The organism is Candidatus Dependentiae bacterium (assembly GCA_018266175.1).
Classification (GTDB): domain Bacteria; phylum Babelota; class Babeliae; order Babelales; family RVW-14; genus JAFEAY01.
Window position 1 is genome coordinate 306,679 of sequence record JAFEAY010000003.1, and the last position, 26,543, is coordinate 333,221.

At 39.4% G+C, this 26,543-nt stretch carries 19 protein-coding genes, 1 tRNA gene and 1 other RNA gene; 18 read left to right on the forward strand and 3 right to left on the reverse strand.

Annotation, left to right across the window (positions count from 1 at the left end):
• The first annotated feature begins 79 nt into the window (after positions 1 to 79).
• The gene (locus JST56_01330; protein MBS1987616.1) at positions 80 to 1,657 is read left to right on the forward strand and encodes an ankyrin repeat domain-containing protein; all 1,578 of its coding nucleotides are present in this window, start codon (positions 80 to 82) and stop codon (positions 1,655 to 1,657) included.
• Between the two features lie 56 nt (positions 1,658 to 1,713).
• Here the strand turns inward: JST56_01330 and lon are convergent, their stop codons facing one another.
• Positions 1,714 to 4,197, reverse strand: coding sequence for an endopeptidase La (gene lon / locus JST56_01335; GenBank protein MBS1987617.1), 2,484 nt, complete (start codon positions 4,195 to 4,197; stop codon positions 1,714 to 1,716).
• 730 nt (positions 4,198 to 4,927) lie between these two features.
• Here lon and JST56_01340 point away from each other — a divergent pair.
• From JST56_01340 to JST56_01380, 9 genes are all read left to right on the forward strand, one after another.
• Positions 4,928 to 6,355: a hypothetical protein gene (locus tag JST56_01340; GenBank protein MBS1987618.1), complete on the forward strand. Its 1,428-nt coding sequence runs from the start codon at positions 4,928 to 4,930 to the stop codon at positions 6,353 to 6,355.
• A gap of 27 nt (positions 6,356 to 6,382) precedes the next feature.
• The gene (locus JST56_01345) at positions 6,383 to 7,768 is read left to right on the forward strand and encodes a hypothetical protein (protein MBS1987619.1); all 1,386 of its coding nucleotides are present in this window, start codon (positions 6,383 to 6,385) and stop codon (positions 7,766 to 7,768) included.
• Between the two features lie 177 nt (positions 7,769 to 7,945).
• On the forward strand, positions 7,946 to 8,824 hold the full coding sequence (gene rpsB, locus JST56_01350; GenBank protein MBS1987620.1) for a 30S ribosomal protein S2: 879 nt from the start codon (positions 7,946 to 7,948) through the stop codon (positions 8,822 to 8,824).
• Between the two features lie 19 nt (positions 8,825 to 8,843).
• Positions 8,844 to 8,935: transfer RNA gene (locus tag JST56_01355), tRNA-Ser, on the forward strand.
• 106 nt (positions 8,936 to 9,041) lie between these two features.
• Positions 9,042 to 9,133: signal recognition particle sRNA small type (gene ffs, locus JST56_01360), an RNA gene on the forward strand.
• Between the two features lie 32 nt (positions 9,134 to 9,165).
• On the forward strand, positions 9,166 to 9,744 hold the full coding sequence (locus JST56_01365; GenBank protein MBS1987621.1) for an NAD(P)H-dependent oxidoreductase: 579 nt from the start codon (positions 9,166 to 9,168) through the stop codon (positions 9,742 to 9,744).
• A 63-nt stretch (positions 9,745 to 9,807) separates the two neighbouring features.
• Positions 9,808 to 11,661, forward strand: a complete 1,854-nt coding sequence (gene dnaX / locus JST56_01370; protein MBS1987622.1) for a DNA polymerase III subunit gamma/tau — start codon at positions 9,808 to 9,810, stop codon at positions 11,659 to 11,661.
• A 39-nt stretch (positions 11,662 to 11,700) separates the two neighbouring features.
• Entirely contained in the window at positions 11,701 to 13,023 is a 1,323-nt protein-coding gene (gene der, locus JST56_01375; GenBank protein MBS1987623.1) for a ribosome biogenesis GTPase Der, read from the forward strand.
• Positions 13,024 to 13,025: 2 nt separating this feature from the next.
• The gene (locus JST56_01380; GenBank protein MBS1987624.1) at positions 13,026 to 13,826 is read left to right on the forward strand and encodes an ATP-binding cassette domain-containing protein; all 801 of its coding nucleotides are present in this window, start codon (positions 13,026 to 13,028) and stop codon (positions 13,824 to 13,826) included.
• A 51-nt stretch (positions 13,827 to 13,877) separates the two neighbouring features.
• Here JST56_01380 and JST56_01385 read toward each other — a convergent pair whose 3' ends face one another.
• Positions 13,878 to 14,612: a hypothetical protein gene (locus JST56_01385; GenBank protein ID MBS1987625.1), complete on the reverse strand. Its 735-nt coding sequence runs from the start codon at positions 14,610 to 14,612 to the stop codon at positions 13,878 to 13,880.
• 293 nt (positions 14,613 to 14,905) lie between these two features.
• Here JST56_01385 and raiA point away from each other — a divergent pair, with 293 nt between their 5' ends.
• Positions 14,906 to 15,247, forward strand: coding sequence for a ribosome-associated translation inhibitor RaiA (raiA, locus tag JST56_01390; GenBank protein MBS1987626.1), 342 nt, complete (start codon positions 14,906 to 14,908; stop codon positions 15,245 to 15,247).
• A 348-nt stretch (positions 15,248 to 15,595) separates the two neighbouring features.
• The gene (locus tag JST56_01395) at positions 15,596 to 16,900 is read left to right on the forward strand and encodes a WD40 repeat domain-containing protein (GenBank protein ID MBS1987627.1); all 1,305 of its coding nucleotides are present in this window, start codon (positions 15,596 to 15,598) and stop codon (positions 16,898 to 16,900) included.
• Between the two features lie 64 nt (positions 16,901 to 16,964).
• Here the strand turns inward: JST56_01395 and JST56_01400 are convergent, their stop codons facing one another.
• Complete coding sequence (locus JST56_01400; GenBank protein ID MBS1987628.1) at positions 16,965 to 18,683, reverse strand: alkaline phosphatase family protein; 1,719 nt, start codon at positions 18,681 to 18,683, stop codon at positions 16,965 to 16,967.
• Between the two features lie 108 nt (positions 18,684 to 18,791).
• On the opposite strand from JST56_01400, the gene JST56_01405 reads away from it, so the two are divergent.
• From JST56_01405 to JST56_01430, 6 genes are all read left to right on the forward strand, one after another.
• On the forward strand, positions 18,792 to 19,793 hold the full coding sequence (locus JST56_01405) for a hypothetical protein (protein ID MBS1987629.1): 1,002 nt from the start codon (positions 18,792 to 18,794) through the stop codon (positions 19,791 to 19,793).
• 163 nt (positions 19,794 to 19,956) lie between these two features.
• Positions 19,957 to 21,654: an alkaline phosphatase family protein gene (locus tag JST56_01410; protein ID MBS1987630.1), complete on the forward strand. Its 1,698-nt coding sequence runs from the start codon at positions 19,957 to 19,959 to the stop codon at positions 21,652 to 21,654.
• Positions 21,655 to 21,764: 110 nt separating this feature from the next.
• Positions 21,765 to 22,778 (forward strand): hypothetical protein, encoded by a 1,014-nt coding sequence (locus JST56_01415; protein MBS1987631.1) that lies wholly within the window; start codon positions 21,765 to 21,767, stop codon positions 22,776 to 22,778.
• 146 nt (positions 22,779 to 22,924) lie between these two features.
• Positions 22,925 to 23,917 (forward strand): hypothetical protein, encoded by a 993-nt coding sequence (locus JST56_01420; GenBank protein ID MBS1987632.1) that lies wholly within the window; start codon positions 22,925 to 22,927, stop codon positions 23,915 to 23,917.
• 160 nt (positions 23,918 to 24,077) lie between these two features.
• Positions 24,078 to 25,268, forward strand: a complete 1,191-nt coding sequence (locus tag JST56_01425) for a hypothetical protein (GenBank protein MBS1987633.1) — start codon at positions 24,078 to 24,080, stop codon at positions 25,266 to 25,268.
• A gap of 102 nt (positions 25,269 to 25,370) precedes the next feature.
• Positions 25,371 to 26,534 carry a DnaJ domain-containing protein gene (locus JST56_01430; GenBank protein MBS1987634.1) on the forward strand — a complete coding sequence of 388 codons (1,164 nt, stop codon included), beginning with the start codon at positions 25,371 to 25,373 and terminating at the stop codon, positions 26,532 to 26,534.
• Positions 26,535 to 26,543 lie beyond the last annotated feature (9 nt).

Here is a 26,543-nt window from a genome sequence, read left to right on the forward strand (position 1 = left end):
AATAACCCTTGACTATTGCTAATAAAATTATTACAATTTGAATAAACTATTAATATTAATCACTAATGCAAGGTTTGTTATGAAAAATTTTAATCAAAATTTGATACTTTTTATCTTTTTATTAATAAGCCAAACTCTTGAACTTTCCGCAATGAAAGAATCGACAGAGTCATTTCACCATGCAATTCGAGCAAATGATATAGATACAATTCAAAGATTAATTACCAACAACTCTGCTCTTGTTAATCAGAAAGAATATTGCTCACGCAATACTCCTTTACATACAGCAATTGAAGCTAAAAGCTTTGTGATTATTGAATTATTAATCAATAATGGAGCAAATGTTAATGAAGCAAGATCTATGAATATGTCACCATTACATCACCTTGCTTTTAAATCAGATAAAGACGCTTTTTCTACCCGCATCTGTAAGCTCTTAATTCAACACGGAGCCCATGTAAATGCAACAAATAAGTACGGAAAAACAGCATTACACCTTGCATCCGCCAAGGGCGATTCTGCCTTAGTAAAAAAATTATTAAAATACGGAGCTGATAAAACAATCAAAGATCAGTATAACAAAACAGCTCTTAATTGCGTAAAAAACAATAGCAGTATAGTTGATATTCTTAGTGAATATGACTCCGATTCTAGTGCTAAGAGGATTGAAGTATCTAATAACAACAATAACCAGTCACCAAAAAAAAGAGCTCGTGCTGCTGAATATTTACCTGCAAATACTCATAAAGTTCAAAAAATTGAAAATTGCCATGAATTGAATGTATTCAGTAAAGTAGATCCTGAAAAAAAAGATTTTCCAGACGCAAATCCAACAAATAATAACAACAATAGTGACAATACGTCGCATGAATTAACAAAATCTCTTAACGTTGTAATTGATCACGGAACTGATCTTAATGCACGATATAGTAAACGAAAACTTGCTTTGCAGCTTTCATCTTTCAATAAAAGCGCGGTCTCTTTAGATCATGACCAAAAAAATAATAATTGTCCTGAAATAGAAACATCCCAAATCAACAACATAGCCGAATGTAATAATCAAAATTTACCCACTCATAAAACTGATATTACTTCAAATAGCATGCATTCATTTCAAAGCATGCAACATGCTCCACTTTATACAATAAAGACTGATGAATTTGGACACACGCCGCTTTATCTTGCTGCAGCACAAAATAATGATGAGCTTGTTCAGAATCTGTTAAATTGTGTTATGAGTACTAGAGCTAAACGAGATGTTGTCATGACAGCTAATCGCTTTAACAATACGGCTCTCCATGCAGCTGCTGCCAATGGCAACTTAACCATTACTATAAGACTCATTAACGCGCTTACAGATCAAACAGAAAAACAAAATTTCGTAATGATGAAAGACAAGTTTGGTAATACAGCGCTCCACTTAGCCTTTGGACTAAATCATTTAAATATCGTTAAAGCAATTCTTGGTTGCTTTAAAAATTTAGCAGACCAACAAGAGTTCATCTTAATTAAAAATGAATCAGGAAAAACCGCACTCGATATTTTTAAACACTGCGAATATAAAGAAACTGTTAATTTTTTAGAAAAAATATTACGAATGAATAATGACAACAATAATTTCGATGATATTTTTGAAATAATCGACTGGTATGAATAACAAAAGAATAGGCTACTTAGTTTTAATACTGAGTAGCCTATTCTTTTGAATAAAAATTATTTTAATTTCTTTTTCTTGGGCTCTTTTTTAGTAGCTTTCTTAGAGGCTTTTTTCTCAGCCTTTTTCTTAGGTGGAACTTCTTTAATCTCTTCAAAGACATTCTTACTTTTCTTCATCGACTCAGCTTGAACAAATGGAGAACGAACAAGCGCTTCTTGAAGAACTTCATCCATGGTTTCAACAAAAACAACCGTAAGTGACTTATCCAGTTCATCTTTGAACTCTTTAACATCACGCTTGTTGCTTTGAGGAACAAGAGCCTTGGTTATGCCAAAGCGCCATGCAGCAAGAAGCTTTTCTTTCAAGCCACCAATTGCAAGAACACGTCCACGCAAGGTTACTTCACCGGTCATTGCAACATCACGGCGCACAGGAATCCCTGTTAAAGCTGACGTTAATGCAACAGCCATAGTAATACCTGCTGAAGGACCATCTTTAGGAATAGCTCCTTCAGGCACGTGAATATGAATATCCACATCGGCATAAAAGCCTTCTTTGAGACCAAAGTCTTGTGCTCGTGACCTGATATAACTCATAGCAGCTTGTGCAGATTCCTGCATAACTTCACCAAGCTGTCCGGTCAATGTTAAGCCACCTTTGCCGCGTAAAATGGTAATTTCTATTTCAAGAATATCACCACCAACTTCTGTCCAGGCAAGGCCGGTTGCTACACCAACAGAATCTTCACGTTTTTTGTCTTCTTTTTTGAATGGTGGAACACCAAGCCATTCATCAATTTTTTCTGGGGTGATAACAACTTTTTTCAGTTGCTTATCTTTGAGCAGCATTTGAATACTCTTGCGTATCAATTTAGCAAGCACACGCTCAAGACTTCTAACGCCAGCTTCTTTGGTATAATCTTCAATCAATTGCTTAAGACTGTCTTCAGGAAAATCTACTTGACCATCTTTCAATCCATATTCTTTGGTGAGCTTGGGGAGCAAGAAGCTTTTTGAGATGGAAAGTTTTTCTTTTTCTGTGTAACCAGAAAGATAAATAATCTCCATACGATCAAGCAGAGGATACGGAATATTATCCACAACGTTTGCAGTAGTAACAAACATTATTTTTGAAAGATCGTAATCAATTTCTAAGAAATAATCCGCAAATGCTTTGTTTTGCTCTGGATCAAGCACTTCAAGTAATGCTGATGCTGGATCTCCACGAAAGTCCATCGACATTTTATCGATTTCATCAAGGACAATAACAGGATTAGTAACTTTTGCTTTCTTCATGGCCTGAATAATTTTACCCGGCATTGCTCCTATGTACGTACGACGATGGCCGCGAATTTCCGCCTCATCACGCATACCACCCAAAGAAATACGAACCAGTTCTCGTCCGAGGGATTGAGCAATAGAATGTGCAAGCGAAGTCTTTCCAACTCCTGGAGGACCCGCAAGGCAAATGATTGGTGAACGTTTAAGATTTTCTTGAGCAAACTTTTTTGCAGCCAAAAATTCTATAATTCGCTCTTTGGGTTTTTTCATCCCAAAATGAGTTGAGTTCAAAATCTTTTCGGCAGCAGAAATAGAAACTTTATCTTTAGTTTCTTTATGCCAAGGAAGATTAATGATCCATTCAACATAATTTCTACTTACCGATGCCTCTGGAGATGTTGGTTGCATCTGCTCAAGTCGCTTGAATTCAGATTCAACTTTCTCCATTGCCTCAGGTGAAAGCTTTGCTTTTTTCGCTTTTTTGCGAAGCTCATTAATTTCGAGTTGATGGTCTTCTCGACCAAGTTCGCGCTGAATTGCGCGCATCTGTTCAGTTAAGTAATAATCTTTTTGATGTTTTTCAACCTGACTTTGCACGCGCTTGCGAATATTTTTTTCTGCCTTAAGAATTTCAATTTCTTTTTTAAGCAAAACACACATGTGAAGAGCGCGCTCTTGAACATCGTACATTTCAAGTAAATGTTGTCGCTGATGAAAATCCAGATGCATCTGAACGGCGATCGTATCAGTAAGATGATCTAAGTCTTCTGGGCCACGGAAGAGTGAAAGCACATCGGCCGTTGCCTTTTCATTGAGCTGAACATATTCTTTAAATAAATCGTACAAATTGCGCCAGAGAGCTGCAAGTTCAGATTCATTTTTAACCGCTGCTGGCAAAATATCTTGTGCCATGACCGCCAAAAATCCTTCTGCAGGAACCGCTTCGAGCATTTGAGATCGCGTAATACCTTCAACCAAAACCTTTAATGTTCCATTCGACATACGAGCAACTTGTAAAATTTGAGCCCGTGTACCAACATGAAAGACATCTTCAAGCGATGGATTCTCCGTATCGATAGATTTCTGAGCTGTAACGAAAACCTCTCGATTACCACGCATGGCATACTCAACAGCCTTAATCGAAATGTCTCGACCAACACCAACAGGTACAATACTTTTAGGTAATGCAACCAAATTTTTTAAAGGGAGAACCGGCAAAAAAAGCGGTGATCCTACTATTATTTTTTTAGATTCTTCCATGAATATTTTAGATTCTTCCATGAATACTTCGTTAACCAATAAAAAAGCCCAAAATCAGTATAATTACTGGGTAGTGTACCCTACTCACCCTACAATGTAAACAGAAGCAAACTCACACAACTAAGACTTAGAGATAAAGCAGTTATAAAGCATATAATTACAGCGTACCGCTGTAAAACCGCCCATGAGCCTTCTTATACAACACAAGCGCCACTCAATAATTGCTTATTACGCAGGTTTTATTAAATTAGTCACACCCTAGAACATTTGACATTATCAATCATACTCTTATACTGAAATTATGTTGAAATTAAGGCACTTACTCATACCTTAAAGCGCATAAATCACCAAAAGACTGTACATATGCTTTCTGGATTCATTAGAGGACCTATAAAAAGCTATGAAAAACAGCATATTACTTCACTCAATACAAGAAACAGCGCCTTTAAAAAGAATTCAAGCTTTCCTCACTCATGCTATAGTTGCATGCAGAATCCAAATCTATAAAAAAAATTGTTCTATCTTTTCACCGCATAACATTAAATGCTCAAATCACCCATGGAAAGAGCACAAACGTGTTGACTTAAATATTTTTTTGAAGAAACTATCTACTCTGTCACACTCAGCATGTATTTGGCCTCAATCAAAGAACAGTCGCTGGACAGATGCAATAATGAAATTTATGCCTATCTGAATAAAATAATATAACCCAGGTAATTTTGGAGTATCAATGCACCACACGCTTATTGCTAAGCTGAGTAGTTTATGGAGCATAAAAAAAGAATTTCGACTCAAGGTTTCGTACCTTACGCTCACTTTTTTGTTTATGTCCGCTTGTTTGGTTATTTGGAGACCTCTAAAACTTGCTGTTTTCTCTAAAATAGTTGGTGCATATCTCGTTCCTGATGCAAAACTTTATTCTCTGTGTGTACTTATTCCCCTTATTCTCATTTACTCAAAACTTGTTGATTGGCTTCGCCGACACCAGCTTCTCTACTGTTTTATGATTTTTCATGCTTTAGGCGGTATTATTTTTTACCTTCTCCTTTCGCACCCAGTACATGGTCTTGCAAATACCGAAGTTAACCCAAATCGACTTGTTGGTTGGGCATTTTATTTTTTCATGGAAAGCTTTGATGCATTTTTCTCAACAGTATTCTGGTCTTTTGCTGACTCTGTTAATACACCTAAAGATGCAAAAAACTTTTATGGTATATTTGTTTCTGGATCAAAAATTGGCGGAATAATTGCCGCAGGATTTCTATATCTTGTTATTTCACATACAACAACTTCAGAACAACTCTTGCTGCTTCCAGCAGCCTTACTCGTCGGCTGCTCAATGCTTCTTGCTGCGGCAAGTTGTATTTATCTTTTAGTAAAAGATGTCTCAGACAACTTCATGCATGGTTATGAAAGCGCATACCAACTTGAAACACACAAAGAAGCTGAGACGAAGACAGTCTGGCAATCAATGAAAAGCAGCGTTGACGGCCTCGTTTTAATTATCAAAAATCCGTATGTACTTGGGATATTTTCTCTTGTTTTATTCTATGAGATTATGATTGTTATGATTGAATATCGCGTTGCTATTAATGCTGATGCAGCACACTCAACCGTTGGTGGACTCACCGGATTTTATGCCCTTTATTACCTACTCATGAACGCTATCGGGCTTATTATTTCCCTGTTTGGCACAACGCCACTCCTGAGATTTTTTGGGATTAGAGCATCACTTTTTGCTTTCCCGCTCCTCTGCCTTGGAATATTACTCGTTACTTTTGTATTTCCAACCGAAGGCATTATCTTCGCACTTTTTGTTGGGCTGCGAGCATTTAACTATGCGCTCAACCATCCAACACGTGAAGTTTTATACATTCCAACAACTAAAGACATTAAATTTAAAGCGAAAACCTGGACTGATGCTTTTGGATCTCGTATCGCAAAGAGTTGTGGATCTATCATTAACGTTTCATTAAAAGGCTTGCCGCAGTCTTTTGCTCTTTGTTCAACACTTTTGTTGAGCATTAGCTTTTCATCATTATGGCTTATCATCGTCTATTTCTTAGGAAGAACACTGCAATACGCGGTCGATAACAAAAAAGTTATTGGCGATGATGCAGCGGTTTCTGAAGAATCAATCGATGCAAAAGAATTCTAATCAAGATTAAGGATAGTAGGAAATCTCATGATTCAGAAGCTTGTCAGACGCTTAAGCAAGAGTGAATTACAAACAGAACAAGATGATGCATTTAAACTTATTTTATTATCCCTCACGAATTTTTTCATAATAGGCTCTTACTCAATTTTACGCTCACTCAAAACCTCAATTTTTTTGGGGTTAGTTGGCAAAGAATATGCACCACACACACGCATTATCACTATTCTCCTGCTTATTCCAACCATGATTTTGTATGCCAAATTGGTTGATCGTCTTAAACGCTATCAACTTGTTTATTTCTTTCTCGGTGTTTACGGAATATTATGCATTGTTTTTGCCTATTTTCTTAATCATTCTGTGTACGGACTTCATAATACTTTAACAAGCCCATGGAGACTTTTAGGATGGTCTTTTGAAATATTTATGGACCTCTATCAAGCACTCATTGTTGGAACATTTTGGAGTTTTGTAAATTCCGTGAGCACACCGTCATTTGCCAATGGAAACTATGGGTTTATTGTTGCAGCGGCTCGCGTAGGTGGCATTCTTACACCATTTTTAAGTCTTTTACTTCTTGAAAAAGCACGCCTTGAAAGCTGGACATCTATCCCGCTCTTGGTAATTATTTCCGCATTTCTTTTGCTTGGCGCAGCATTTTGCATCTATTACCTGACTAAAAAAGTTTCTCCCAATCATCTGCACGGTTATCAAGCAGCGTATGATGCTGACAAAAAAATCGAACATTCTTCAACGAAGCCGACCGTTTGGGAGGGAATCAAGCTTATGCTTACAGAACCCTATGTTCTTGGTATCTTCGCTATGGTGTATGGCTTTGAAATTGTTAACGTGATTTTTGATTACCAAATGCAAGTACTTATGTCGATTGAACATAATAATGAAATTCTGGCAATGAGTACTTTTATGCTTTTCTATACGGGAACATTTCAGACACTCAGCCTTCTTTTAGCACTCTTTGGAACATCAACACTTCCAAAGAAAATTGGTGTTCAAAAATGCCTACTCATTATGCCCATTACGGTTATAGTGCTGACATTTTGTCTGCTTTCACTTCCCAAGCTCTCAACAATATTTATTGTATGCGTCATCATGAGAGCGGTGCATTATGGTTTTAATCAGCCAATTCGAGAGATTTTGTATATTCCAACCGTTAAAGATATACAATTCAAATCCAAAGCATGGATTGACTCATTTGGTAGATCATTTTCAAAAACCTCTGGTTCGGTTGTCAATATGGCAACAATAGCATCGAGCGTTCCTTATTTTGCTCTTTTAATCCAATCATCCTTTTCTCTAATAATCGCGATGATATGGGCTGTTGCTGCATTTATGGTTGGAAAAAAATATCAAACAACCATTGAGAACAATGAAGTTATTGGTAAGAACTTGAAATAGTTGCTGTTTTATAAATATCTGGTACAATTATCGGATATTTATTGCATGTTGTTATGCTTGAATTGAATGTTATTTATGGTAGAACTTGCTTCTTAAAAATCACGGGTGGTTACAGTTTTTCACTTTACATGAAAAATAACCTCTAAGAAGCGACAGAGATAACCCTGAAAGGATATTATGTCTCTAGAAACAAAAATCGACTTACAAGGCATGCTCAAAGCAGGTATGCACTTTGGCCACAAAACATCTCGTTGGTCTCCAAAAATGCGTCCATTTATCTGGGGATCAAAGAACAAGATTCACCTGATCGACATTTCTAAAACCGCACTGTTGCTTGAGCGCACTGGAATGGTTTTGAAAGAACTTGCCAGCCAAGGTGGACAATTCTTATTTGTAGGCACAAAAAAACCTGCACAAGCTCTTGTTAAAGATATTTCAACATCATTGTCAATGCCTTATGTTATCAACCGCTGGGTTGGTGGAACATTAAGCAACTTTGATCAAGTTAAGAAAGCAATCACACGCTTGTTGCACTTGCGGGATGTTATGAAAAAGCCATCCGCATTGTACAAGAAAAAAGAACTTGCAATGATCCAAAAAGATATTGCTCGCCTTGAAAAAAATATTGGCGGTATTCTTGAACTTGAATACCCACCAGCAGCACTCATTGTTGTTGATGCTAAAAAAGAACACTCTGCTGTCAAAGAAGCTTCCCGTCTTGGAATTCCGGTCATTGCAATGGTTGATACCAACACCGATCCAGATGGAATTACTTTGGTAATCCCTTCAAACGACGATTCACCAAAAGCAATTGCCTTTGTTCTTGAATACCTTCAAAAGTGTATTAAAGAAGGTGTTGAACTTTTTGCAGATAAGAAAAAAGCTGAAATGGAAGCTCGTCGGGCTGCTGCTGAAGAAGCTGCAAAAGCCAAACGTACAGCTGCTCCTGTAAAAGCTTCTGGCCCTGCTGCGCCAGCAAAAGCAGTTCACGTTTCAGCACCTAAGACTGAAGCTGCTCCTGCAGCTCAGGTTGAAGATGTTAAAGACGTTAAATAAGAGTAAAATTTGACCTTATGGAGAGATGGCTGAGTGGTTGAAAGCGCACGATTGGAAATCGTGTATGTCTTGAAAAAGGCATCGAGGGTTCGAATCCCTCTCTCTCCACCAACCTTCGCTGAAGCTTCGGTTGGCGCTGCTAGTTTATTAATGACTTGATGTAGATATAAAATTAAGCTTTAATAGAAAAAAGCGTAAGCTTTAAATAAGTATAAAAATTGGGACAACGTAAGTTGGTGCAAGGCACAACCTGTCAGGTCCGGAAGGAAGCAGCAGATGTTTTACACCTCTGTATGTTGTCCCTTATTTTTTTACCCCTTTCGTAATTTGAAAGAGTTCTTATGAAAGTTTTAGCTATTCTTGCAAATCATGACAAAAACTCACTGAGCAGCCGCATTTTTTATCAGGTCACTCATCATTTAGCCCAAAATGGCGCTCAGGTAGATATTCTTGATTTATACGAACGACAAGATGAAATTCCTTTTTATGTTGGCCATAAACCTGACCAATCTCCAACGCTCCACACCTCAACATTCTTTCATGAAAATAAAGAACGTTTTTTGGCTGCTGACAAACTTCTTATTGTTTACCCCATTTACTGGTATGCCGTTCCAGGAATTTTAAAATGCTGGTTTGATTTGATTACAACTTTTGCGTGGAAATTTACCGGTAAAAGCAAGACTCAACCGCTCCATAAAATCAAGCATGCTTTCATCATCAATTCTTCAATGGAGTCATGGTGGCATCGACGTTTTTTGACAACTAATCCATCACGTCGACAGATCTCCCAAACATTTGACTTTATTGGTATTCCAAACTACGATTTTTACGAAATTGGGAGCACACACACGTTGAAACAGGCGCAAATTACAGGTCACATTAATGCCATTATTGCCCGCAGTAAAAAACTTTTAACGTAGCTACTGGGTTATTAATTCAATTAAATATAAGATATTATCTCGAATTACGGGGAAAATTACTCCATGAGTACAAATGCTGAACAACTAAACCTAGCACGTAAGTGGCGTCCAAAGACTTTTGATTCTATTGTTGGACAAGAGATTCCTGTTCGCATGCTCAAAAACAGCCTGTACCTCAAAAAATTTTTTCCTGTCTATCTTTTTGCTGGCCAACGTGGATGCGGAAAAACTTCAACCGCTCGAGTATTTGCAGCCGCTGTTAACTGCCTCAAACTTGCTGATTTTCAAATTGATCCAACCATACAAATTCCTTGCCTAACATGCGAATCATGCATTGCAATGGCACGTGGACACCACCCCGATTTTATTGAAATTGATGCCGCTTCTCATACTGGTGTTGATAACGTACGACAAATTATCGAGTCATCCAGCTATATGCCATTAAGTGGGCAAAAGAAAATTTATCTCATCGACGAAGCACACATGCTCAGTAAAGCAGCATTCAATGCCTTTCTTAAGATTTTAGAAGAGCCGCCAATGTCAGTTCTTTTCATCTTGGCAACAACAGAAATTCAAAAAATTCCTCCAACCGTATTGTCTCGCTGCTTTCAAGCGCTATTCACCTCGCTCCATGGGCCTGCACTCAAAGTTCATCTTCAATCAATCTGTACCACAGAGCAGGTTTCTATTGACGATGATGCCCTAGATATTTTAATTCAGGAAACTGAAGGCTGCGCGCGCGATGCGCTCAATCTTCTTGAACGGGTTCGCTTTTCAGGAACTCACATCACACAACAAACAATGCTTGAGCTGCTTGGCAAAGTCAACAACCAGCTGCTTTTTTCACTGATGAATGCCCTTGTCGAGCAAAACTCAGGACTCGTACTTCAGATATTGCAAGAAAATAACTTTGAACAACTCAGCGCAACAGCGCTATGGGATGCTTTAATTCATCTGCTTCGAACACTCATGTGGGTCTACTATGGTGTAAAAAATGTTGATCCACGATTTGGGTCGGACTTCCAAATATTGCTCACACTGACACAAGAATGTTCGATCAATCGATTGCAAAGCCTTGCTCAACTTTTGTGGAGCCAAGAAGAGCTTTTCTTAAAAACTAATAAAAAGCATATTTTTTTAGAAATGATTTTATTACAAATGTGCCAAACGACAACCCTTTCAAACCTTGAAAAAGCACCGCAAGCAAAGAATACACGTACACCCTTAGCACCGCACCAAGCGCAACGACCAAAAATTTCCTCCTTCACATCGACAACTAAGCAAGCACCGGAACATCTCGTACGTGAAAATTTAATGCTTAATGCAAATAAGCAAAACATCAATACTCCATTATCAGCACCAGTACTTGATAAAGCTCAAGATCCTCAAATTTCAAGTACTCAAACCTCTTCTCTTGAAGCAGCTCCTACAAACTGGAAAGCCTTTCTTGAGCAACTTACAGGCGTTGATCATCTTTTAAACTCAATCATGAGTCAAGCAAAGTTTATTGAACACAATGAACAAGCTCGTACAATCACTATTGAATTAAGCAATAAGAGCGCCTTTTTCAAAGATAAAGTCGACGAATGCAAATCACTATGGCTTCCGCTTCTGAAAGGACAATTTCCCGGAATCCACGATGTGCTCTTCACAGCAGCAGACCAACCGCCTTCAACGAGCCGTCAGCTTCAGTCGAACTTTGCTAAAAATGACCCGAGCAGCTCAACTCAGGAGGCTCGTAAAGTCTCATCACCTTCTCCGTTTCAATCCTCTGGACGAGTTACCCCTAAAACAATAGGATCACAAGGTGGTTATGAACAGGCTGTTAATATCCAAGATGCCGACAAATGGCCTATTGCCAACTTGCTAGTTCGCCATTTTCCCGGTAAAATAAAACAGACTAAAGTTTACAGTTAAGAAATTATTACCTAAAACTATTACCCAGAATATTAAGCCATGGAAACCGTACAATCATTCCCGAAAATATTACTTGTCGGACGTACCAACGTCGGAAAATCAACGCTTTTTAATCGACTCGTTCAAGAGAAGAAGAGTATTGTTTTTGAACGCGAAGGGGTCACTCGTGATTACATTCAAGAAACTATCACATGGAGTGATAAGACATTTGACTTGATTGATACAGGTGGGCTTGTTTTTGGGCGACATGTCGATGATATTCAAAAAAAAGTTCAAGAAAAAGTAATGCCGCTGCTTGATAAAGCATCCCTCATTCTTTTTGTCTGTGATGTTAAAAATGGTCTTGTTAATGAAGACACCATCATTGCACGTGCATTACACAAAACAAAACGCCCTGTTATTGTGCTGCTTAATAAAGCAGATAAGCAATCACAGCTCGAAGAAAATAAACCTGATTTTTTCAAACTTGGATTTCCTGAAATGCTTCCAACCTCTGCTATTCATGGCATTGGCATTGGAACATTACTTGGAAGAATTGTTGATCATGTTGAAGAACCAACTGAAATGGTTGTTGAAAAACCACAATATAAAGTTGTTATTGTTGGTAAACCAAATGCAGGCAAATCTTCGCTCATGAATCTTTTGATTAACCAAGAACGTTCAATTGTTTCTGATATCGCAGGGACAACACGTGAAGCAATCGAATCAAGCATTTACCACTGCAGCGATTTAATTCAGATGGTTGATACCGCCGGTGTTCGTAAAAAACGAAACGTCACTGACGACCTTGAAACGCTCATGGTTAAAAGCTCAATGGAAGCGGTGCGCACGTCTGATGTGGTACTCATGATGATCGATGCTTCTCAGGGGCAAATTTCAGACCAAGAACTCAAACTTTTGTTCTACGCTTATGAGCAAAAAAAAATTATGCTCATCTTGTTTAATAAATCTGACTTGGTCGATGAATATGCACGCGTAACACTTGAACAAAGCCTTGATGAATACGAATTTATTTTAAAAAAGATTCCTCAAATTTGGACTTCATGCTTAACCAAGCGTAACGTCAACAAAGTTCTTAATGAAGTAAAAACGCTTTGGGAACGCTGCCAACAAGAATTTAACTCAACCGAAGTTAATGAAATTGTTCAAGCTGAACTGGCAACTAAGCCTCTTTACCATACTAAAATTGCGTTACGTGTATTTAAAATTCGTGTTATTAAAGCATCTATTCCAACGTTTGTGCTTCACGTTAATCATCCTGCTTGGTTTGGTGATGCAGAACAAAGCTGTATTGAAAATATTTTGCGTAAGAATTTTGATCTTCGCGGATGTCCAATACAACTTAGTATCCGAAAAGTTTAACTATGACGTCGCTCAGTGTCCGTAATCTGAGTTTTTCGGTTGGAAGCAAGCAGATTATCAAATCAATTTCGCTTTCAATTCAGCAAGGTCAAATTGTTGCTCTTCTTGGCCCCAATGGTGCTGGAAAAACAACACTCCTGAAAACAATTATGGGAGTCCACAAGACTCCTACTCCAAATATTGATTCTTCTGACGCCACAACAAAAAACGTTATAACGTTCAATAATATTCTTCTTAACTGCTTGCCTATTCATAAACGGGCTAGCCTTGGCTTGGTGTACCTACCTCAGCAAACTTCTTTGTTTGCTCAAATGAGCGTTAATGATAACCTATGGCTGGTTTATGAGTATCACGATTTTTGGAAAAACCAATCACCAGAGAATTTTAAAAGTGAAGTCATGCAATGGCTTGAAAAAACAAATCTCTCTGGAACAATCAATCAAACTGCACAATCCCTTTCTGGCGGACAAAAGCGCAAGCTTGAAATTATTCGAAGCCTTCTGATGCGCCCATCAATTGTTCTGCTCGATGAACCCTTTGCGGGGGTAGATCCAAAATCGATTTATGAACTTAAAAAAATTTTTATCGATATGGCAGCTGCAGGCATTGGCATTCTGATTTCTGATCATCACGTTGATCAGTTGCTTTCAATTGCTCAACATGTTTTTGTTATGCTTCATGGTGAAGTGATAACATCAGGAACCGTTCAAGAGATTCTGCAAAGCAGTTATACCAAAGAAAGCTATTTGGGAAATCAATTTTATGATGAAATTGCAGGCAAGTTTTTAGACGCCAAAAAGTAGAATGGGCCCTTGTTTTCCAAAAGCCCATCGTTGTATTTATTATTAGGTTGCTTACTCAATTAAATCTTGTTCAAATAAACTGTTAAAATCTTCGTCAGATATTTCACCCGATGATTCACCAGAGGTGCTTGTTCCAGCTAAAGTCCCACCACTCGTTGCATCTGTTGACGCCGATGCGTTAGATGCTCCTGTCAAAGACCCGCGACCAAAAGCTCTTGCTGCTCCTTGCTGCTTATACTGCAACAACGTAGCTCTACTCAAAACATTCCAAATTTCGCCAATTGAACTGCCATCACTGACCTTTCCATTAACAGGAAAGAAAGTGAGGTAATTTCCGGTACCTTTACGAGGTTGCATCCACCAGACATAAAAATCTTTACCCTGACATTTGTAAACAGGAAGCGGTAGGTTTTTACTCAAAATTCCTTGCTGTCGCTTTGGAAGAGAACTCAAGTTACTTGCAGACTCAACCATGCTTTGCTTTTCAAACGTCGTCTCACCCTTTGTAAGACCAAGCGAAGCTGAGTAAACTTGCCCTGAAGAATCATAGCCCTGAACCCCTTCGTCATCAATAATAACGTTCATGACATCGGGCCAATTCACCGGAGAACTTTCGGCCCAATCAGGCTTTGCATCATTATATTTCATACCCGTTGGCCATACCTTAACCGATGCATCAAGAAATACAGCACCCAGTAGATGCTGCACACCAACCATACTGATCACAGCTACTACGGCAAAAGCAACCATACGCATACTCATTATCTTCTGAAAAATAATCTTCATACTCAAACTCTCCTTTTTGATATTTTTTATTTTTTACAAATTTATATGATTCTATTAATTTTATTGTATCTAATAACAAATAAAAAAATCAACATATTGCCTATTAATCATACTTAAATAAATCAACAGAAACTATTTACACCTTTAAAAGTTGTAATGTCCCGAACTGTTCACGATATTTTACAAAATGGCTATACTCAGGGAAGCTATTTGGTTAAAACCGGTTTTATGATGAAATTGCAGGTACGTTCTTGCATCATAAAAAGTAACGTTTTTTGAGAAAAGGAGATCTCATGAACATCAAAATTACCTTTCAGAACATGCCTCATTCTGATTCACTTGAAGCACACACCAATCAAAAGTTAGAGAAAATATTTGAATTTTTAAACACAGAACAACGACCTTTTAATGTCGAATTCTGGCTTAAAGCGCACAAGGTACATCCTCACCACGTTGCAGAAATGCATTTAAAAACCAAGAACTTCGACCTCATGGCTCATGATGAAGGTGCAGATATGTATGTTGCCGTAGACAATACCATTGATAAAATGGTCAAACTCATTAAAAAAGAAAAACAGAAAATGAATGACCGTCATCATAAAGTTCCTACCGATAAGAGCAACTTTAATCGGTAATATTCTGAGGGGTGCATCAGCACCCCTTTTTATTTAACCCTTTTTTAGCATTCTTCGTTAAAATCAACAGACAACGTGCACTTGATCCTTCGACACACCCCTTCGGAGTACTGGAGATAAGGGATTCTTGTTCCTTTGAGTAGCTTAATGAACACTTATCGACTACCAATCTATTCAGTCAGCTATTTCAAAGTTTAATATCGAAATAGCACGTTTTTTTAAAAAAACAACTTAGCTTTTCCCCTAGAACAGCCTACCACCCTACCCATTTGACACAATTTCAGTTTACATTATTATTGTAATTACAAATAGAGAATTTTTATAATGGCCTAAAAACTGGAGTTTATTATGAAAAAGAACCTATTACGATCAATATTTCTACTCGTATGTGGCGTACTGGTGATTGCACCAAACCTCATGTCGATCATGCCCACCCTCACCGAACAAAGCTTTAATGTAGTACTCAATCAAGCAAAAAATACGGTACTTGATCTTGCACAACCATGTGAAGAAGAAGCAAACAAGCTTATGAATATGATCTATGTACTTACCAAACAAACCCTGTCATCTATCAATCAACAGCTACCTGAAAGCCTACTCGGCGACCTTGCTCAACCAAAACATCGAAAACTTAAAGGACACAAGGCCGCTATTCATTCGATTATGGAATATGACAATGGCATACTCGCTTCGGCTTCAGACGATTTCACCATGAGAAATTGGGAACCCCAAACAGGAAAATGTATTGCAACTACTAATCAACACATACAACGAGGCAAACCGGTTATTCAACTCAAAAATGGAACTTTTGTCATACCCGAAGGAAATGATCTACAAGTAATTGACCCCGAACTTCAAAAACCAATTGCAACACCTCAAGGCCATACACAAGCTATTACCTCGCTTACGTTGCTCCAAAATGGAAATTTTGTTTCTGCCTCAAATGACCACACGCTTAAAATCTGGAACGGTTCAACGTATGAATGTATTCAGACACTCACAGGTCATACAGATGCTGTTACCGGAGTTGCGTGCTTAAAAAATGGTCTTTTAATTTCAAGCTCAAATGACTGCTCCATAAAGCTTTGGAACCCTGTAACCCACGAGTGCTTAACGACTCTTATGAACAACGCAGATGCTGTTACTTCGGTTATACCGCTCAAAAATGGAAATTTTGCTTCAGTTTCAAATAACATTATAACCAAGTATCACACTATAAAAATTTGGAATACTCAAACAGGTGAGCCCATCAAAACTCTTGAGGGCCATAGAAGCTTGATTAGTGTAATAATTGAGCTGAACAATGGAAATATTGCCTCTGCTTCATGGGATAAAACAATACGAATCTGGAATCTTGACCCCTTTGAAATAAGTAATTTTTTTGAAAAAAATAAATCGCCTGAAGAGCGTTTAAGTACTATTCAAAAAATTGCGCTCATCCTCCAACTAGAGCATCTACGTCAGAATAAAGAATATCAAACTGGTGTTCGGTTACATGATAGCTGGCTTAAAATATTCAATAGGCTTCCCGTCAGTCTTCAAGAAATGTACAAACAACATTTTTGTCCTATCACCGATGAAATCACCCAAAAAGACAATGAAGAAAGCTGCTTAAAGAAAAAAAATTATAAAAAAAATTATAAAATTCTTTAATACAAAAGCATAGAGCTATTATTCCGGGGGGTGATTAGATCACCCCCTTTTTTATTTGATCTTATTACTTAATCCCAACCCGCTCAATTCCAGGCAAGATTTTAAAAAGCGATGCACTTGGGCGCGGGATCCCAAAAATGTGTGCCAGTGTTACCGGAAGCTGCTGCATCCAAACTTTGTTATGCACATTACCTTTATAAAATCGACCTTTTTGATAAATAATTAAAGGTACATGCGTATCATAATCGTACGGTGTCATATGCGCAGTTCCCTTGGCGTAATGCGTAACTTGCACATAAGGCATGGGCTGAATAATAATGTCACCAGTCCTCCCTCTGTACACCTGGTTACGATAAAATTGTTCCAGCGACCTGAGCTCATAATACTTTGTTTTTAAATCCTCTGCTGTCCAGGCATTTTTAATCCCTGGTTCTTGAATCAGAAACTTCTTGAGGTCATCAACAACTGCTTCTTGCTGCGACTGAGAAAGTGTATTCATAATTTCACGATTTAAGCGAAAATGCATGGGTTCATACGCTGCAACAATTTTCCCTGTTCGATATTTAAGCTTGATGTGTTCATTCATTCGTTGAATCAAATCATCAGCCATAATACGACGAGCTGCATTAAACCCATGCTTTTTCATAAGTTCTGGAAATGGAGCAATGCCATGGTCTGCTGTAAGCACAACAAGTGCTTTTCCCTTTCCAACATACTGATCAAGCGCTTGTAGAAAATCTCCAATTTGCTTGTCGATATGATAAGCCAAATCGATAGCCTCCATGCTATCTGGACCATAAAAATGGCCAAGTAAATCGAAGTTGCTCAATGAAACCCACAACAGCATTTTTCCATTTTTTTTGTCTAAATTACGCTTAATGCAACGCTTGGCAAAGCTGAGCAAAAGCTTACTCGACTGTGGTGTTTTGCAAAAAATCTCATACGGCTGCGCCGCTTTATGTTTATTATTTTTATGCGACTTTTCAGTGCTTTTGTTCAGCGGGATTTTAATCTTATCAATCATACTAAAATCAAAGCCCGCAAAGTCATAATTCCGAATTTCGGGAAATTTATAAGCTTTACTCGATTTATCAAAGACAGTTTTCCACGTGCAATGGGTCAGCTTATCAATCGCTTTGTCCTTATTAAACTGTTGCACCCAATCAGGAAGCTGATCACAATAAGCCTTACTTGAAGTAAAAAGTCCGTTTTTTTGATCAATCCAAAAAGCTTTACCTTTTCGGTTTGCCATAGAAATTGCAGGATACGATTTAAGTGAAAGTGCAAAAACCTGATGAGGACACTCATCAGTTGAATGAAAGATAAATTGATCCGATAACCCATCAACGTCGGTATTTTCAGGAGACTTCCCTTCTTCATAAACTCCTGTAGGAGATATAACCGATGCTTTTCCAGAGCTATCAAGTTCGTAATGTGTTCGAACACCTTTTCGGTTAAGCCACTGATTGAGCACTGCACCATGATCGCGCGGTACAACGGCGGTACTCAGGGCGTGGTGCCCAGGCGTTGTTTCTGGCACCGCATGCGGATGACGTGCTTGATGATAAACAATCCCCTGGTTTAAAAGCTTTTTAAGGCCATGTTTAAAGTGGGATTTGAGTTTCTGAACAATATGATGCGCAAACTGGTCAACGACAATCACCACCGTCAGCTTAGGTGCTTTGCATGCATCTTCTCGCTTTTTTGCCTGAGCAGCAGAGCTGTAGAGCAGGACTACTGTGATAAGAACATACACTTGATAGTAATGTTTCTTGATAGACATGATTCTCCTTTTTATACTGTTCATACGAAACTTGAGAAATAATTATAAAAAACGTGCTTTTGCATTTGCAAGCAAGTGCGTTTTTGCTTAAAGAAACGATACAAGCCTATGTCACGTTGTAAAACAGTTACTCTATTTTTATCCTGCCTCATGGCAGCAATCGCTTCTTTGCCAGCAGTCCACGCGCTTGATATCAAGCTTTTAAGCAGCTCCGCTGAAATAGCTGCAACAAACAAAGCATTTGTGCGCTTTGACCTTTCCCCTCAAGACAGCGCACTCTTTAAAGACACGATTAAAATATCAAGCGATAACACCACGCTTCAGGTCATTAAATGGAATATGCTTGAACAACCAACAAGCAAATACTTCTCTGCATTTCGTAAAAACAAGCGAATATTTACTCAAAGCTGCACCGCTCAAATAACTGTTGCAATCAACGACCACTCGAAACTGTTTGAACAAACACACCTACACATCGCCGGGATTTCTGGACGAACCGATGGTAAAAATTATCCCTACTCATTTGTCATACCACTCCAAGCGCCTCACGCGCTTTTGAGTACAACTGATTTGATTTTGTGCACAAGCACAGAGTTGAGCTCAACATACAAACTTGGCGCGTACATAACGTCAACAACTATCGCCGCTCCGCGTGACACGCTCACGCACGATTTTCAGCTCCTTGAAAAATTTCAGGGAATCTGGAGCGAGCTGCTCAAGCTTTTTACTTCATCCATGGCAAAAAGCATCCTTTTCTCATGGACTTTTTTACTTATTTTTTTACTTATTGGATTGCTTATCATCTGGCTTGTATTCACATTTTTAAGTAAACCAATTAACAAAGCCTGGATTACTCAAGGCTTTGAACTTTTAGGGCTGCTCCTAGGACTTACCTCCCTGCGATTTATCGCACCATTTTTTACAACACATTATGCCTCCTACTTGGTCACCTGTGCACTGCTTGTAGAATCAGTAGGGCTCTTCTGCCTGCTCACTGGGCACGAACAGTCTGTATGGGGCAAACTCAAAATAGCTCTTGCCTGGGTCTGCCTGGTCAGCCCTTTTCCTTTAGTAACCTACGCATACCTTGCACGCAGCGGCCTAACCTGAAAAAAAAGATTTTACACTGACCTATCAACAAAATTTCATTTTTCTCTATCTTTTTTAAGTACAAATTTACTATTATGAAATAGTAGGATTGTTTTATTGATAAATAAAGTACTCCTACATTTTAAATAGATTTACTTTGAAATTAAAAATTAAAGGGAGTTCTATGAAATTATTACGCCACATTCTGATTATTCTGCTTGTTGGAGTACCAGAATTCACAATCCCGCTGCATGCTCAAAATCAAGTACCACAACTCACCGTTGTTATGGTCATCGACCAATTTGCCTATTCTCACATCAGAAAGCTCAGTCCTCACTTTAAGTTTGGGCTCAAAAAACTCTTGAAGGAGGGTATTAACTTCACCGACGCACACTACCCTCATGGCGTAACATGCACCGGAACTGGTCACGCTGCCCTAGGGACTGGAACTCTGGCAAAGGATCATGGAATTGTACTCAACGACTGGCTTGATGAAAACGGCAAGGTTCAAGGATTTAAAGATAAAAATCCAGACGCTGCACAATTTAATGGTCTTCATCCAACAAAGCTCTGTCGCTATGGTATCTCAGCAAAAAATTTAATGGTTGATGGTGTCTCAGATCAGCTGGTTATGGGTTCAACACCAGAAATTAAAAATAGAGTGTTCTCACTATCTTTCAAGCCACGAGCTGCTATTGGAATGGGTGGACGACTTGGAAAGTCAATCTGGTTTGACCACAACACCATTACATTTACTTCAAGTAAGGCATTCTTTAAAGAGTTACCAGAATGGATCATAGAATTCAATAAAAAAAATGATCTCTCTAAAATTAAAAAGGCTTACTGGAAATCAGCATACCCGATCTCAAGCTCCGCTTATAATTTTAAAAATATCGATGATTATGAATATTGCACACCTAATTTTCCTCGAGTAAATCACACAACCATCACATCAAATACACGACAAGATTGTGCGTGCACGCGGGCTCCAGAAAGCAAAGTTCCTTTTGTTAAACTTCCTCAAGCAAACAAGCTCCTCCTAGACCTTGCAACAAATTGCTTGGAAGCTAATTTTAAACCACATCAAAAAGAACCAGGAAAGTTTTTGATGTGGGTCTCACTCTCAACGCTTGATATGATCGGTCATGCCTATGGTCCTGATTGTCTAGAAACTATCGATATGATTTATCACCTGGACAAACAACTAGGCACCTTTATGAAGCAAGTACAACGTATGGCAGGTAAGCGTAAAGTGCTTTTTGTTCTGACCGCTGATCATGGCGTCACACCCATTCCTGAGCACATGAACCGTAAAGGCCCAACAATTGCTCATCGTATTTTGCAAAAAGATCTGGTAAACGAATTAAATCAAATAGCTCAAGAGTCGTTTGGTTTAACTAATATTGTTACCAAAGCCATAACTAGTCAGTTATATTTAAACAAAAAAATTCTCGCTTCGCTTGCACCAGAAAAGCAGCTTGCTGTTCTTGAAACACTCAAACAAGCCATCAAAAAGAAACCTGGAATTCACGAAGTCTGGACCGCTGATGAACTCAGCAAAGCAACATTTGATCCAAGCCAACTTGAAAGCTATTACAAAAATCAATACTATCCTGGACGATCGGGCGATATCATTTGCATGACCAAGCCCCACAGCTTCTTTGCAAAGCGGCCAAATGGAACCTCGCATTGCTCACCTTACAAAGATACAACACACGTCCCGCTCATCATGTACCAACAGGGAAATTTGCAGAAAAAAACAATAGCTTCTCGCGTCTGGATCCCTCAAGTACCTGTAACTATTGCTAAAATTTTGGGGATTCAGCCGCCTTCGGCTTCACCATTTCAAGAACTACCTGGAATACTGCCACAGGCAAAGTAGCGTGAATAATAAAACCATTGATAGTTTTATCGATTTCATGTGATCATAAACATAAATGCACACAGATCGTAAATTATTTTAAAATTAAAATTTTGTTCTGAGGAGATGTTATGAACCGCATATCGTTTGTGTATCTGACGGCAACCTTCATGCTTGCTGGCTGCTTAATAACAAACAATGTTTATACTGCCAAAACAGGCGGAGGGTCAGCAAGTTCGGTCTCATCAGGAAGCACTTCAACTGGAGCTCCAGGTAATACCAGCGGATCAAGTTCATTCATGACAAGACTCAGAGATACGGCAAGTCGAATTACCAACGCACTCCCTTCTAAGAAAAAAAATGATAGCTCAAAACCTGGTTGGGTGCCACCAGCACAAGACCGCGAACGTTTTTCGCGCGAAACTCAAAATGATCTTGAAAATACTGCTGCGCAAGCACGAGCGCGACGTGAAAAACTTGAAGCAAGAGTTCAAGAGCTCAAGACTCCTGGGGCTCCGTTAACTGACGATGAACAAAAAGCACTCACAAAAAAAATAGCAAAAAAAGAAAGTGAAGCGACTGCCCTTAGAGAAAAAGAAAAAAATATTAGTGAGCGTATTGCAAAAGCAACAGCACCAATACAAGTTAAACAACCAGATGGCACATTCAAAGAAATTTCGTTACGAGACTGGGACAACATGACCGCACGAGAAAGAAAAGATGCTTTTTATCGCGGTCTAGATAAAGACAGTGACCAGAGAAAGGCTGCCAAAGAAGCCTATATGGCCAGCCTCACTCAAAAAGAACAACGTGAACACAAAGAACATAGCGATGACAGAAAATCTAAAGTAGCTCTTGCAGGGGGAGTTGGAACGATTGGTGCACTCGGAACTATTGGAACAATCGGAGCAAGTGCGCTGATTTCTGGCGGAGTCGCAGCGGTTAAAGCAGTCAGTGATGACGATGATAAAAAATCGAGCAGCGGTCAAGCTCAAGTACAAATTTTTGAAGGTGGCGCGCAGCCAACAGGATCAGGTGTTGAAAGTGGAACATTTCAACCAACGGGTGGCACGGGAGATCCGACAACCACCGATACTCCAAGCCCTGCGGATGCTGGTTTTACAGCAGTAAGCCCAATTGATTAATTGTTGCTCATAAATTAGAGGTTGAAACAACACCTTATAGGATAAATCTATTTTTTTAGATTGATGTCATCCCAAACTTGATTTGGGATGACAACCCGAGATAGAGATTTTTTTACAAGTTTTTAGGTCAAAGAAAGTATTGTGTCATGATTAAAAAATGGGTAACCGCATTCTTCTTACCACTGCTCTTGCTCACTATTGGAGTGCCCATTTTACTTGCACAAAAAACTTCTCCACCAAGCAGCGCAAAACCGGATAAACCAGCAAAACCAGATAAACCGGAAAAGCCTGCAAAGCCAGACAAGGTCGAAAAAAAACCATCGCACCCTGTTCAAGAGGAAACGGCACACCCGCGACCAGAACGACAAGACGAAGATCGATCAATGTGGAGCCGTGCCAAGCAGGCCGCTACATCTGCAAAAACTCAAGTTGGTGCTACGATTGACAAACCGAATAAATATCTTGAAAAAAAAGCTTTAGCAAACAAAGATATCGGTGATGCAAGACGAAGCGATCGAGCTGCCCGCATAGACCAACTTAAAGATAAAATTGCATCAAGAGACACTCATCCTGATGATCTAAAAAAAGCTCAGGCTGATCTGAAGAAGCTCCGCAGTGAGCGATCGCTCGGGGAAAGACTTGAATCATCGGCCCTCTATCGCTCTGGAGAAAAGGAAAAAATAAAAGCAGATGCTCGAGCAAAAACACCTGAAGAACGTAAAGATCGTGCAAACGAAATTGCAGAAGAACTTAAAGGTCCAATCTCACGTCAAAGAAAATGGGAACTTGAAACTGAACACGAAGCTCTGCTAAAAAAAGCTACGCTCAACGAACGCATTGCAAGCTCAGCTCCTTTTAAAACCGCTCAAGAGCTCAATACTGCGGCAAGCAACAAAATTGCGCAACACAGCACAGCGCTCAAAGTTGGCGGCGTTGCTCTTATTGGGGGTGGTGTTTTAGCGGCTGGCGGTGCTCTTGCTGTTGGCATGGGCGGGATGGCTGCTGCAAAAAAAGAGGCCTTAAATCCTTTAGTTGAAACATTGGACCCATCAACGGGTACGGCTCAAGGTGCTCAAGATGCAACTCAATCTACCGAAGGACTTTTTATTCCTTCTTCATTTGCTCCTCCTGCGGAGTAAGACTCACACGTATTCATCATATTTTTGTACATGCTAACCGCGACTATTTTCTTATTGCAAAAATTATTTTTAATAATATTGCAGAATAGAAATTATTATTGCTATTCTGGAAGTAGAAATAGAAAAATTTTATGCCTCTAAAAAAGACAGGGAGTTAACTATGAACAAACGAATTTTATTCGGGGTGCTTTTTTTGGCACTGGGTGCGACGTGCAAAGTATCGCTTAAGGCAAAATCCGAAGGTAGTACTAAGCTCATATCGCAAGCTCCATCAAGTGAAAGCTGGAGCATGAAAAAGCTTATAGATAATATAAAAGGTGCTAGCAAATCAACTCCACGAACACCCATAAGTAATGAACAACAAGCAAGAGATTTTTTTACCCCACCAGCTCGTGATGCAGAAAAACCTTCAGCTCGAGCTTCAGGGGTAACTCGCGAAAAAATTGAAAGAGAATCTCGTGAGGCTGTTCAAGTTTCTCAACCTCAAAATAAAGCTGATCATATTCGTACTGCAACCGAAATGACCGCAACAACAATAACTCCTGAAAAGGGTAAGATAACTCGCGAAAAATCTGAAGGCTCATCAATAGAACGTACAAGAACTGAACGAATTGCTCAAGAAAACAAGGCAATATTCAGTAATAGCTCTCAAGTATTAGCCAAAGAACCAAAAAAGAAATCTGCAGAAGCTGAAGATATTGGTGTTGTTAAGAAACCAAAACCGACAATTGTTGGTGATATTGAGGTTCCTGCAGGAACCAAGGCTCCTAGTGCTGATACGGTTGCTGGATGGAAAGCTGAAGTAGATGCTAAAAAAGAAAAAGCTACGCGCGAAAAACGTGAAGTCTCATCAGAAGAACGCATTAAAACCGAAAGAATTGCTGAAGAAAACAAGGCAACATTCAGTAGCAGTTCGCAAGCACTTGCTATTCGAAAACCCGGCGACATTGTTGCGGTAAAACCCCTTGACTCTGTAACAGGAGCTTTAGTAACCACCTCAAAACCACTTACCCCAGAGACTGGTGCTATTATTCCTTACACTGGTAAACCATCCGGACCAATTTCAGTCGCTGCTGATGAAAGTAAACCTGGCATGAGTGGTAAGAAAAAAGCTGCTCTTGGTGCTGCTGCTGTTGGTGCTGGAGCTGCTGGCGTTGGAGCTGCGGCTCTTGGCGCTGGACTCATCGGTGCTGGAGCTCTTGGCGTTGCTGGTGCTGTGGGCGTAGGAATGAGCGGTGATAAAGACAAACCTGCACCTGAAATTGCTCCAGAACGAGTTGAAGATATTAAAGGTCTTGATGCAGGCAGCGGCCTTGGTGAATCATTTGAGCCAAGTCCTATTGGTGGTTAATAAGCTGGTTAGAATATAAGATTGAAAGATAACATTATGAATAAAAGAATAGTTATGGCCTTTGCAGCGTTAAGCTTTGCCTGCTTTTCACTTGTATTTGGCATGAAACCTCAAAAAGCAGAAAAACCTTCAAAGCCATCAAGTGGCGATAGTTCTCATTCCTCAACGTGGAGCTCTAGTCGCAAACCAGATGGCGAACGAAGAGGTGAATTTCTCGGTCGAGGCAGAAGCGGTGAAGGTGATGAAGCAAGCAAAGGTCGAAGCACATCCAGCGCCCGAGGCGATTCTCGATCAGATGAACCCTCAATAAAATGGAAAAAAACAAGTCTCTCTGCAGAAGATGCTGAAAAACTTGCTGCAGGACTTCAAAAAGATAAAGATGCTAAAAAATTTGCAAAAGAATTTCCTCAAGAATCAGCACGCGTGATTGCTCAAAAGGCAAAAGATGAAGCCTCTGATCGCAAACTTCAAGCTGAAGCTAAACTAGCTGCTGCACAAAAATCGCTCGAAGATGCTTCACCTGAAGCAAGTAAAAAGATAAAAGCTGAAATTGAGCGACACAAACAAACAATCAGTGACGCCGCAGATCAAATTAAACAAGCTGAAAAAGTCTTACCTAAACCTGCGAAAGCAGCTCCAGCACAGGCTGCAGCGAAACCAAATCCGTATGAAGTCCTAGGTCTTGCACCTAACGCATCAGATGCAGAGATCAAGAAAGCATACTTTAAAATGGCACGTGATACGCATCCAGATAAACATACTGATGATCCACTCGCCAAAGAAAAGTTTCAAGCTATTGGAGCCGCGTACAACGCATTAAAACCGGAAAATCGCCATTTAGCTGATGCTGATCTTGCTGCTGCAAGTAAAGCAGCACCTGACAAAGCTCCAGAGAAAGGTAAAACTTCATCTGCGCCTTCAGCTGCTCAAACTAAGGCTGAACCGGGAGCACTTGTTCCTGCAGAAACAGCGGCTCTTACCCCATTCAAAGAACCTAAAGAAGGAAATAAAGATTGGAGTACCAAGAAAAAAGTTGGTGCTGCTGTTCTTGGAACTGCCGCTGTTGGTGGTATTGGCGCCGCAGCTCTTGGTGCTGGCGCAATAATCGCTGGCGGTATTGGCGCTGCTGCACTTGCAACCAAAGGCGACGACGAATCTAAAGCAACCCCTGCAGGTGATGCGCTTCCAACAGATGCTGGCGCAGCAATAACATCAGGTGAAGCAGCTCCAGTAACAGATACCTTTGTAGCAGCTCCGGCTGAATAATAATTAAAA

Bases quoted from the DNA above. Each gene is read 5' to 3' on its own strand.
- JST56_01330 (MBS1987616.1), top strand. From the start codon at position 80: ATGAAAAATTTTAATCAAAATTTGATACTTTTTATCTTTTTATTAATA.
- lon (MBS1987617.1), bottom strand. From the start codon at position 4,197: ATGGAAGAATCTAAAAAAATAATAGTAGGATCACCGCTTTTTTTGCCG.
- JST56_01340 (MBS1987618.1), top strand. From the start codon at position 4,928: ATGCACCACACGCTTATTGCTAAGCTGAGTAGTTTATGGAGCATAAAA.
- JST56_01345 (MBS1987619.1), top strand. From the start codon at position 6,383: ATGATTCAGAAGCTTGTCAGACGCTTAAGCAAGAGTGAATTACAAACA.
- rpsB (MBS1987620.1), top strand. From the start codon at position 7,946: ATGTCTCTAGAAACAAAAATCGACTTACAAGGCATGCTCAAAGCAGGT.
- JST56_01365 (MBS1987621.1), top strand. From the start codon at position 9,166: ATGAAAGTTTTAGCTATTCTTGCAAATCATGACAAAAACTCACTGAGC.
- dnaX (MBS1987622.1), top strand. From the start codon at position 9,808: ATGAGTACAAATGCTGAACAACTAAACCTAGCACGTAAGTGGCGTCCA.
- der (MBS1987623.1), top strand. From the start codon at position 11,701: ATGGAAACCGTACAATCATTCCCGAAAATATTACTTGTCGGACGTACC.
- JST56_01380 (MBS1987624.1), top strand. From the start codon at position 13,026: ATGACGTCGCTCAGTGTCCGTAATCTGAGTTTTTCGGTTGGAAGCAAG.
- JST56_01385 (MBS1987625.1), bottom strand. From the start codon at position 14,612: ATGAAGATTATTTTTCAGAAGATAATGAGTATGCGTATGGTTGCTTTT.
- raiA (MBS1987626.1), top strand. From the start codon at position 14,906: ATGAACATCAAAATTACCTTTCAGAACATGCCTCATTCTGATTCACTT.
- JST56_01395 (MBS1987627.1), top strand. From the start codon at position 15,596: ATGAAAAAGAACCTATTACGATCAATATTTCTACTCGTATGTGGCGTA.
- JST56_01400 (MBS1987628.1), bottom strand. From the start codon at position 18,683: ATGTCTATCAAGAAACATTACTATCAAGTGTATGTTCTTATCACAGTA.
- JST56_01405 (MBS1987629.1), top strand. From the start codon at position 18,792: ATGTCACGTTGTAAAACAGTTACTCTATTTTTATCCTGCCTCATGGCA.
- JST56_01410 (MBS1987630.1), top strand. From the start codon at position 19,957: ATGAAATTATTACGCCACATTCTGATTATTCTGCTTGTTGGAGTACCA.
- JST56_01415 (MBS1987631.1), top strand. From the start codon at position 21,765: ATGAACCGCATATCGTTTGTGTATCTGACGGCAACCTTCATGCTTGCT.
- JST56_01420 (MBS1987632.1), top strand. From the start codon at position 22,925: ATGATTAAAAAATGGGTAACCGCATTCTTCTTACCACTGCTCTTGCTC.
- JST56_01425 (MBS1987633.1), top strand. From the start codon at position 24,078: ATGAACAAACGAATTTTATTCGGGGTGCTTTTTTTGGCACTGGGTGCG.
- JST56_01430 (MBS1987634.1), top strand. From the start codon at position 25,371: ATGAAACCTCAAAAAGCAGAAAAACCTTCAAAGCCATCAAGTGGCGAT.